Genomic DNA, 10079 nt, shown 5'->3' on the forward strand with positions numbered 1-10079 from the left:
AGTGGTGACTAGAGGTCATCTTCTTCTCCCCCGACGGGGGAGAGTTGCTCACTTCCCTTTCCGAGCTTCCTCTTCAAAAACGCTTCGATGAACCTGTCGAGATCGCCGTCCATGACGGATGACACGTTGCTGACTTGATGGCCCGTTCGGTGATCCTTCACCATCTGGTAGGGTTGAAACACATAGGAGCGTATTTGACTGCCCCATGCGATGTCCTTCTTCTCCCCGACGATGGCGTTGAACTCTGCCTCCTTCTTCTTCTGTTCCAGTTCGAAGAGGCGAGCCTTCAAGATTTTCATAGCCCCGTTTCGATTCTGAAGCTGGGACCGCTCGTTCTGACATTGGACAACGATACCGCTCGCCAAGTGTGTGATGCGGATAGCGGTCTCAACCTTATTGACGTTCTGCCCTCCGGCGCCGCCGGCCCGAAAGGTATCGATCCGGAGATCTTTATCTTCGACCACGACATCAATATCTTCGCTCAGCTCCGGATACACGAAGACGGACGCGAACGATGTGTGTCGCCGCTTGTTGGAGTCGAACGGAGAAATGCGCACCAAGCGATGGACCCCGGCTTCGGCCTTGAGGTAGCCATAGGCATACGGACCGGTGATCGAAACCGTCACGCTCTTAATGCCCGCTTCATCGCCGGGTAAGAGGTCCAACGTTTCCACCTTGAACTTCTTCTGCTCCGCCCATCTCACGTACATTCTGAGGAGCATCTGTGCCCAATCTTGAGACTCCGTGCCGCCCGCGCCGGGATGAATCGCCAGGATGGCATTATTCGGGTCCAAATCGCCTGAGAGGAGTAGTTCCAGCCGCAGGGTGGCAAGGCGAGGTTCTAGCTGATTCAGCTCACTCACCAATTCGGTCTCGAGCCCTGCGTCGCGGCTCTCACGTGCAAGTTCCAACAGGGCGCCCAAATCGTCCATCTTGGATTCAATTTCACGCCACTGCTGGAGTTCACGGTCGAGGGTTGCCTTTTTTCGGCTTACCACCGCCGCGGTGCGGGTGTCGTTCCAAAAATGCGGCTGGCCCATCTGGGCCTCAAGTTCTTCCAATTCGGCGGTCATGTGAGCGAAGTCAAAGATGCCCCCGTAATTCCGAAACTTGCGCGGTGAGCGTACGAACGCGAGCTTCTACCTCCTCTAACATGGAACGTCCTCCTTCCGTCATGCCGGCGTGATAATCGTTAGGGCTGGTTCCTTCGTGCGGAAATACCCGAACAGGCACAAAAGTCCGCAGATTATAACACAAGCGTGGGCAAACACATCGCCATAGTAGCTGTAAAATGTGCGGGAATATTTGATGGGGATCGTTGCCTGCAAGGCCAGTTCTGTAAAAATCGGCGTGGCCTGCGTGATCTGTCCGAACGGATCGACGAATCCTGAAATTCCGGTGTTGGCGGCCCGCGCAAAGGCCAGGTGATTTTCGACTGCCCGAAAGACAACCATCGCAAAGTGCTGCGCCGGTGCTGAAGAGGGACCAAACCATCCGTCATTCGTAATCGTGACCAGAAATTCGGCCCCGTTTGCGGCAAATTGGCGGACGAGGTCCGGGAAAATAACTTCGTAGCAGATGGCGACGCCGAACTTCACGGACCGGGGGGTGCCGGCCTTGTCGTGTCTCAATGACTTGGGACTGAACGACAGGGTGTTGGATCCCGGACCGGGCTCAAAGTCGCCGATGCCTTCGACCAGTTTGTCGAGAAAGAACAAGAGCGATGACTTGAGGGGGATATATTCTCCGAAGGGGACGAGATGGTGCTTGTCATACCGGCCGAGGATGGTCCCGTCGGTGCCCAGGAGGTAGGCGCTGTTTAGGAGGTATGGTCTGCGATCAGGGTAAAACCGTAGGGCCGGACTCCCGAGCAGGAGCGGGGCTTGAGCGCGTTCCGCCCACGAGATCAGTTCGAGCTGATAGTCCTTTTCCCGTTCCAAGATGAACGGGGTTGCGGCCTCCGGCCAGACGATCAAATCGGTATCGGTGCTCAGCTGTCCAGTCAAGCGGTCCAGGCGACGCATCGTTTCTTCGCGAAACGACGTATCCCACTTCACGGCTTGATCGATGTTCGGCTGGACGACACCCACTGTGATGGAGGGGTGTGTCTGTTGGGAGGTTCTATCGCTGAGGACTGCCGAACTGTAGAACCAGGAGAGCACCATACAGGCCGCGGCGGTTGTGAGGAGTTCCCAGGGAAGCTTAACCGGATGAAAGCCGCGGAAAAACGGCATGAGCCACACAATCAGCTCGGCCACAGCCACATTCACCAAGACCACTAAAAAGGACACTCCGTAGACACCGGTCAGATCCGCCACCTGAATCAAGTCCAGCTCACGGTATTGAGAATAGCCCAAGAGACACCAGGGAAGGCCTGAGAGAAGGTAGGTTCGGAGGAATTCGAGCGCGACCCAGAAACAGGGCGCGAAGAAAATGCCGTATCGTGGGATGAGCTCGCGGAGCCAGACAAACGCAAAGCTATAGAGTCCGACATACAGTCCCAGGTAGGTGGTGAGTAGTAACAGAATGGCGTAACTGATTGGCTCCGGCACCTTGCCATAGGTAGTCATAGCCGTGACCACCCAGGCCATGAGGCCGGTAAAGCCGATGACTCCGCTGAGCCAGCCGATCCAAAATGCCCGCGGTTTGGAACATTGATCGAGCGCGAGATGGAGCGGAATGAGTGCAACCCAGGCCAGTAACCCCAGGTCAAACTTTGGAAAACAGAGGGGTAACAGCAGCCCACTCGCGCAGGCAAAGATTATTTGGCGCGAACGAGCTCCATCCATCGTGCCGTACCTTAGCGAAAAGATTCGCCGACTTGCAAGAGAACGGCTGAACAATCAGTGACTTGAGCCGCTTCCTAGGTGCTTTTGGGGGTAAAGATAGGGTATTCTTGATTCGTATGGAGCGGCGGCGGCATCGTCGAGTGTCAACGCAGGTCAAGAGCCTGCTTCGGGCCAACTCGCACGAGGTGGAGGGAAAGGCTACTGACCTTTCCCTGGGGGGCGCCAGAATCGAGAGTTCGCTGAGTGTTGAACCGGGAAAGCTGATTGTCGTGAAGCTCTTGATGCCGGGTGATGACGTTCCCATCGTGATCGAGCAGGCGCAGGTTCAGTGGAGTGTCGATCGGACGTTTGGTGTCAGATTCCTGGATGTGCAGCAACAGGATCGGGACGAGTTGGAAGCGTTGATCGACGAATGCATTGCGCTGGATGAAGGGAAAGAGACATGAAACTGGTGAGCACTCAGAACGAACCTCAGAATGACGACCCGCGGAGTTGGATGGGGGGTGAAGCGACGGTCGGTTCCCAAGCCCGCCGCTATATCCGCCGCCAAGCAGGGCCACCGGCATCGCTACTTGGTGTCATCCTCGGTCTCACCTTCCTCGGCGGCCTTGCCCTCGGCAGCTCCTTCGGCCTACTTTGTCGAACCAAAGACAAGTAGCGTCTCCGCCACAGTAGGTATCTCGCGAAACTGTTCCTGACCTCATATCGCTTTTCTCTAGTACCAATAAGTCTCCAGCCCTTAAGTTACAGCGCCAATCGTTTTGAGCGCTGTATGAAGTCGGATCCCAGTACCAAGTTGAAAGCCGAAGACATCGTAAATCAACAAACGATAGGGGCCCGGATCGAGGGGCAGGTCGTTGCTGTGCCAATCGTTTAGACGCTGGGCGAATTGGCGGAGCACCAGTGTCCACCCACGCAGATACCGAATGGAAGCAGAAGTGTAAGTGAGCCGGGTTCAATCGAAGAGGACTAGCCCTTCATGGAAGATCGGGCAACTGGCGCGGAGAATGATTTTTTAGAAGGGCTCATCAGGTCGGCTTGCCGAGCGCAAAGCGATGATCGACGCACGCACCATCGCGAATGCACTGAACTGGCCCGCTCGACCGCCTAACCAGCCGACGCCGGTTCAGACGACGCTGGCGTTGATGCGACGACGAGCTGCATTACTATCCGTTTGCCGAAGCGCGATGTTGCGCGATCTCTTGCGCAGGAGAACCAGCCATTGGACGCGCCAGGTGGCCACGCTCATACGCGATGGGATTGAGCGTTGTACGGAAACCGCATCTGATCGGCGGCACCGGCCAACCATCTACCGTATCTCCTCCGCATCTCACGACACGTCCAATCACGCTGGCGGCCGATATCAAATTCCAATGGATGGCTCATTTGCCGTTTGACTGGGTCGTCGCCGGGTGTTAGCCTGGCGGTACGTTGACCACGGACTTTATCAGGCCGCAGAGACGATCACGCGTATGGCTGTCCCGAGATCTTCAACACCGACCAAGGGGTGTCAGTTCACCAGCCAGGAGTTCACGGGGCTCTTGAAAGACCAAGGGACTCAGATCAAGGGACGGCAAAGGCGGTTGGCGGGATATGTATTCGTGGAACGATTCAAAGTATCTTACGAGGAGTGTATTTGACGCCTACGAGACGGTTGGGGCTGCGCACAGCGGCTTACGCAATATCTGATGTTCTACAACCAGACCCGACCGCATCAGGCGCTTGACGGCCAGACGCCTGATCAAGTCTATTACGACAATCTGACGACACGGCAGCTTATGAACTGGCAGAAACTGTCCAAACAAGCGGAGCCACCTCTGGTCGTGGATCGTCAAAGTGAGTTCAGGGTCATCGGCGACGAAGATAAATATAGTGGCATTTTTATGGCCGTTTTTATGAACCTCCTCGTGTTCGGCTTCTTCTTTTGGACCATTTGGAGGCTTCAATGTGGTGTGGATTGTTTAGCCCCCGATATGATTCTCTATAACAATACCGGCGGCGAGATCATCATCTTTCTTGGTAACGACGAACCCACTGTTGTGGAAGAGGGGTTAATGGCGAGAGTGCCTCAACCTATGGCATACGCTTTCTGGAGGCGCAAATATCATAAGTCATTTCGTATTCGTACGAAAAATAGGTCGTGGTCATATGATGTGGTTGAACCCCCCTCTAACTACGAACAACGAGGGAGTTCCAGGAATGAATATCGGTATCAGATCGAAGCCGATGGCTCCATCCACCTTCTAGCTCCTGACTCCGAATTTCCTGTGCGAAAGTTGCCGCCACAACCATCTGGATTTCCATGGATACCTCAATTTAGCCGATGAGGAGAGAGAGGGGGGAATAATCGTTGAAAAATGGGCGTAAGGCTTGACGGCACACAGCTGCCCGATCCCGCCTGGACAGGCAATCCTTGAACTACTCCCGGGAGGTGCTTTCAGCGATCTGAATGAAGTCTTTGCGTTGCCGTTCAGAACCACCTCCAAGACCGACTGAGCCTTCTCTCGTTTTTTAGCCTGTTCTGCTCAAATACCTTTCATAAGCTACCCAGTCGTTCACCCTGCGCCGCTGAAACTGTTGCCGGCCTACACTGGTTGTACCTCGCTCGAGGAGGCGTTGACCCATCCACGCCACCGCGCCATCTTATGGCTGGAAGTGTTGTTCAACGATCAGTTGGATGAATCCACTCTAGTACAACACCCCAGCGGGCGGGAGGCGTACGACGAGGCCTGTCGGTGGTATACCGAGTTCCGCAGTTTGATCCAGTTCATCGCGCCGCGCTCGCCGTTACCGGCGCATAACGGCTCCATCGACTTTCGGCAGTATCGGACATTCGTTGAGGCCCTCTACTTTGTCAGCCCTGACGCTTGACCATATCCTCGTCTTGCTTGGAAGCGATTCTTACGACAACTTGAGACGGCTGTTCTGAGTGGTTGTCACGCCGGTTAGTATGTCATCAAGATTATGAGGGCGACACCCGTTCCACTTTTTGATGTACCCATCTGGCTGGATTAGTAGCTGCTGAGACAAAGGCTTGACCGAAGCCGAGCACGAAGTGGGCGTCTTTGAGCCGTAATTCCCAGAGCGCAAAGTCACCAAATCCAAACATCATCTCAGCTTGTGGGAACCGAGCCAGATAGTCCTCCTTGATGCTGCCGTACGATGGCGCCTCCGGCGAAAGTATCGCTGCCTCACCCTGAAGATTCATGCGTCTCAACGCGAGCGGGTTTTTCTCTGGTCCGTCCGGTTCGGCGATGAACAGCGATACACGGGGGTCTGTCATCAAATGTTGAGTATGCAATGCCAGTCGACTGAGATGCAGATAGGCTCGCGTCCAATCTGATCCGAATATATAAGGCACGTGTGAGCCAAACGGCCGACCATTTCGTAGCGTCAGAAGCACGGCTGTGCGCACGTCTTCCGTGAGGGCCGACCATGCGTCCTGGACGTTCTCACTGGTCAATGCGGTTGCCATGGGCGAAGCCTCTTATCGAGTTTGCCAGACACACGAGAATCAATGCTTGGCAACACCATACCATTCGTTTCCGTCAATGGCTATATGAGGAAAGTCGACGAAGCAAATTGTCCGTAGCTCTTGACTCACCTTGGGATGAAGCCTATCGTACGTGAGTGGGAGGAGTTAACGCCCCGAGGGAATATGGTTCATAAGGCGATCGAGCGTGAGGATGGTGTGCAGGACCAGCTTGTACTGGGAAGCCTAAAGTCCTCCCAAGATCTCCGCCGTACCTAATCGTCCTCGGTTAGGTGCGTGCTCCTCCCACCTTAATGTTCAGCTCCCTGCCCAATTTCCTCACCTGCTCTGAGGTTTTGACCAAACAGCGCGCTGCGCGTTGTGTCGCCAGGCACAAATACGACCACCTGCTATACTTTTGGTCAGTAGAGACATCACCCAGCACCAAGGCGAATCGGCAACATGAAATTCTTCACCCTGAGCGTGATCACTGGCTTCTTTCTCTGGCCGATGATTGGCTCGGCGGAGCTGTATAAGTGGGCAGATAAACAAGGACAGCTCCATATTACTGACGCACCGCCTTCTGAGCTGCAGAAAAAACCAGGCTCCTCGTTGAAGTCCAATCCTCGCTCCGCTCAGCCGATGAAAGCGACACGGAGTCCATCGGCACCGGAGCATTCTCAATCGGAGGTTCGTCCGTTCCCGGAACAATCGGCACGATCTTCATCGACCAACGCTGAAGCCACTCAATCGAGCTCGGAGGGGCTCAGTCCGAATCTCGCAACACTCACAAGTGCCTGGCAAACATTCGATGATTCCCAAGTGATTGCCAAAGTACCGGTCGAACGCTGGAAGGATGAACGAGGTCTCGAGCATTTCGTGGATGTGCTCCCGACGGGAAAAGGCTCGACCGGCGTCGAGGAGTCGTCGGGCAAGCGGCGACTCACACTACCATAAATAGCTGCAAGGCACAGAGGGTTTGGCGAACTTCGTGCGAGTCACCAGGAGGTTGATTACACCTGGGACTCCAGAAAAGAATCGCAGGTGAATCGTAGGAATCCGCATATGAGCCGGCTGAAAATCCTGTCACTCGCGGTTATCCTTCTGCTTAGTCCATCGATCCGGCAGGCGGAGGCTGAGCAGTCACATATTCCTACGGCGTTCTCAGAGGATGGGCGTTTCCTGTTGATTCAGATGGACGACCTGGTCCTCTGGGATCTTGAATCCAAGGCGCTCGTCGCCAAAATGCCGCTCGCCTCTTGTCACCAGGTTGCGCTACTGAAACAAGATGGGTGGGTGCTGTGTGTGAAGCACGACGTCGTCCTATACGATTGGAAGGCCCAAGCAGTCGTGGCGTCGGTCCCACAGGAATCACGCCGACCCTACACCTTGCTCGCCTATTCGCATCAGACTGATCGGATGGTGCTCCGTCACGGAAACGAGGCGGTGTCGGTTTGGCAAATCGGGAAGAAGTTGATCCCGCTCAAGCATATTCCGTTGGATACCAAGGCAGAGACCCAGTCGGTGGTCGCGTCGCCTGACGCGATGTTGCTGGCTGTTGCCCAGGGGGGCGCGATTCGCGTGCATGACCTTATGGGCACGACGATTCGTGATATGAGCATCAAAGGTGGGAAACCGTTCGATCTCTTATTCGCGCCGGATAGGTCGGTGTTGGCCGCTAGTGTTGGCAACACGGTCCTGCTCATCGACCCGGTAGCGGCATCGATCCGGGGACGAGCCACGGTGACGACTGCTGGGGGAGGAAGCGAGCCTCTCACCCTTCATCGATTTTCGCTCGATAGCCACCGACTGGTGGCAGGTTATGGAACGAAGAGGTATGTGTTATTTGACTCCGACACGGGCGAGTTGGTGTCCTCGACCAACCTCACCAATCTCGATCAACCGCGAGACGAGCCGTTCTCTATGAATCCTGCCGCTGTTGATGTTTCGAGCGATGGTGACTATTTGGTTGGACAGTCTGCACAACTCGGTACGATACAGATCTGGGATCTGCGCACCGGCGCCATGCTATCGAATCTCTGTGGCCACGATTGCCGAAACAGGAATCCGCGCATCTCGTTGTTGAAATGGTCGCCGACCGGATCGAAGATCATGCTTGGGCTCACGGGTGGCCTGAATGCGGATATGGACGGCCACATCTCGCTGTGGGATGTAGAGACCCGCTCGCCGGAGCTGGTGTTGGATCCTACTCAGCCTCAGGCAAAGGTGTTGGCCAAGCGGCCCACACCACCGATTATTGATGCTGAGTTGTCCGCAAAGCGTCTCGCCCCGGCACCTTCCGAAACCGGCCCGGCATTCGTACACGCGCGTGCGTTGCGCGCACTGGTAACTTCACCTAGCACTAATTTGCTTGTCACCAGTAGTGATGACAGCTTGCTCAAAATTTGGGAACCAGGACAGGGAATGCTTCTGCGTCAGCTGGTTCTGCCTGCGCCGGCAAGCGCCCTGACGTTCAGCGCCGACGGAGCGATTCTGGCTGCAGGGACGACCCAAGGAGAAATACGGCTGTGGGACACGCGGAGCTGGAAGGAGTTTCCATCGTATGCGAGCGGACAGGGACAGATCAACGCCATACAGTTTCTTGCCGGCAACCGATTTCTGGTCATTGCCGGCAAGCAACCGAAAGTCCTCGTGGTGGATGTGGTCACCAGAGCGATCATCAAGGAGCTGGTCCATACCGGCTACTCCCTTACCTGTGATCCGAAAAATTGTCTCAGGAAGCGGGCGCCTCCAGGGGACGTCGTGGAGACTCTGAGCTTGCTGGACGGAAGTCATTACTTGCTTGCGACATCTCGGACCGGTCGTGTTGTCTGGGATATTTCGACATGGCACCCGGTAGAAGAGCCGGTCGGACTGCCTACGGTCTGGTCCGGACTCGGATGGAATCGTCCGTTTGTTGCGACGACGATGCAGGCTCGCGAACCAAACACGTTGACACTTGCCCTGTGGGATACTGCTCGAAACAAAGTTATGGCCAGTTTGGACACCTTTACCGAACAGGATACCCAAGTCCTTGAAAAAGGACCGACGGTCGCATTGGGGGCTTCGATGGCTGTTGACCCATTGCATCGATGGGTGGCCACTCGGGTTGGAGAACGTCTTGCCGTCTGGGATCTTAAATCTCAGGTCAAGCGAAAAACCTTCCACGTGAAAACCCCCTATCATCTGCATTGGACGAGTGACGGACAATATGTGATCGTCGGCACGCTCGACCGAAAAGTGCTTGTCTGGTCGGTCGAGACGATGGAGCCGGCGCACTACCTGCGAGATCCCTCCGTGACCCACTAAAGCGACTTGGGACACGTCTAGGTCTTTCTTTGTTTTCCTCGTTCACCATTTGGTCCCATTGTTTCCTGGAAAGTTTTATGGTACCAAACAAACAACGATTGTTTGATGAGAGGGTGAATGGGAAAAAAGAAAGACACCGCATCAGGTCCTGATTCGACATCTTCCGCTCCTCGAGCCAATCCTGAACCAGCCCCAAAGAAGCCAACCGTCGCCAAACCGGCAGAGCGGGTCACTGCGGTTGAGATGGGGGCGCGGCAGCGGGAAATCTCAGTTTCGGAATTTTTCACGAAGAACCGGCATCTGCTTGGCTTCGACAATCCACGCAAGGCGCTGCTGACCTGTGTGAAAGAGGCGGTCGATAACGCGCTTGATGCCTGTGAAGAAGCCGGGATTCTTCCTGATGTCACGGTCAACCTCGAGGTGGTGTCGAATGGGGAACCGGTGGCGCCGAGCCAGGCGAATCGGTTTCGCGTCACGGTGACCGACAATGGACCGGGTATCGTTCGTCA

11 protein-coding genes are annotated in these 10079 nt (G+C 55.4%); 8 read left to right on the forward strand and 3 right to left on the reverse strand.

The annotated features are described in order from the left end of the window. Positions 1-8: 8 nt before the first annotated feature. Both prfB and lnt read right to left on the reverse strand, forming a co-directional pair. Positions 9-1155, reverse strand: a protein-coding gene (gene prfB / locus IPM58_15500; protein MBK9308447.1) for a peptide chain release factor 2 whose coding sequence is annotated in 2 segments (ribosomal slippage) — positions 9-1088 and positions 1090-1155 — 1146 coding nt in all. Because the reading frame shifts where the segments join, the coding sequence is not laid out codon by codon here. A 17-nt stretch (positions 1156-1172) separates the two neighbouring features. Continuing rightward, a complete protein-coding gene (gene lnt, locus IPM58_15505; GenBank protein MBK9308448.1) occupies positions 1173-2789 on the reverse strand; it encodes an apolipoprotein N-acyltransferase in 1617 nt (538 codons plus the stop codon). Between the two features lie 107 nt (positions 2790-2896). Between lnt and IPM58_15510 the strand changes: the two genes are divergently transcribed. The 5 genes from IPM58_15510 to IPM58_15530 all read left to right on the forward strand — a co-directional run bounded on the left by IPM58_15510 (position 2897) and on the right by IPM58_15530 (position 5660). Then, on the forward strand, positions 2897-3235 hold the full coding sequence (locus IPM58_15510; GenBank protein ID MBK9308449.1) for a PilZ domain-containing protein: 339 nt from the start codon (positions 2897-2899) through the stop codon (positions 3233-3235). After that, positions 3232-3447 carry a hypothetical protein gene (locus IPM58_15515; GenBank protein MBK9308450.1) on the forward strand — a complete coding sequence of 72 codons (216 nt, stop codon included), beginning with the start codon at positions 3232-3234 and terminating at the stop codon, positions 3445-3447. Before IPM58_15510 ends, IPM58_15515 begins: the two co-directional genes overlap by 4 nt. A 397-nt stretch (positions 3448-3844) precedes the next feature. Next, positions 3845-4186: a hypothetical protein gene (locus IPM58_15520; GenBank protein ID MBK9308451.1), complete on the forward strand. Its 342-nt coding sequence runs from the start codon at positions 3845-3847 to the stop codon at positions 4184-4186. 291 nt (positions 4187-4477) lie between these two features. Further along, a complete protein-coding gene (locus IPM58_15525) occupies positions 4478-5116 on the forward strand; it encodes a hypothetical protein (GenBank protein ID MBK9308452.1) in 639 nt (212 codons plus the stop codon). Positions 5117-5327: 211 nt separating this feature from the next. Then, positions 5328-5660, forward strand: a complete 333-nt coding sequence (locus IPM58_15530) for a hypothetical protein (protein MBK9308453.1) — start codon at positions 5328-5330, stop codon at positions 5658-5660. Positions 5661-5751: 91 nt separating this feature from the next. Here IPM58_15530 and IPM58_15535 read toward each other — a convergent pair whose 3' ends face one another. After that, positions 5752-6264 (reverse strand): pyridoxamine 5'-phosphate oxidase family protein, encoded by a 513-nt coding sequence (locus tag IPM58_15535; protein MBK9308454.1) that lies wholly within the window; start codon positions 6262-6264, stop codon positions 5752-5754. 459 nt (positions 6265-6723) lie between these two features. Here IPM58_15535 and IPM58_15540 point away from each other — a divergent pair, with 459 nt between their 5' ends. From IPM58_15540 to IPM58_15550, 3 genes are all read left to right on the forward strand, one after another. Next, complete coding sequence (locus IPM58_15540; protein ID MBK9308455.1) at positions 6724-7218, forward strand: DUF4124 domain-containing protein; 495 nt, start codon at positions 6724-6726, stop codon at positions 7216-7218. Between the two features lie 108 nt (positions 7219-7326). Next, positions 7327-9570, forward strand: a complete 2244-nt coding sequence (locus tag IPM58_15545; GenBank protein ID MBK9308456.1) for a hypothetical protein — start codon at positions 7327-7329, stop codon at positions 9568-9570. A 243-nt stretch (positions 9571-9813) separates the two neighbouring features. Next, positions 9814-10079: DNA topoisomerase VI subunit B (locus IPM58_15550; GenBank protein MBK9308457.1), on the forward strand; the 266-nt coding region annotated here is incomplete at its 3' end.

Origin of the sequence: Nitrospira sp. (assembly GCA_016715825.1) — a bacterium.
GTDB lineage: Bacteria > Nitrospirota > Nitrospiria > Nitrospirales > Nitrospiraceae > Nitrospira_D.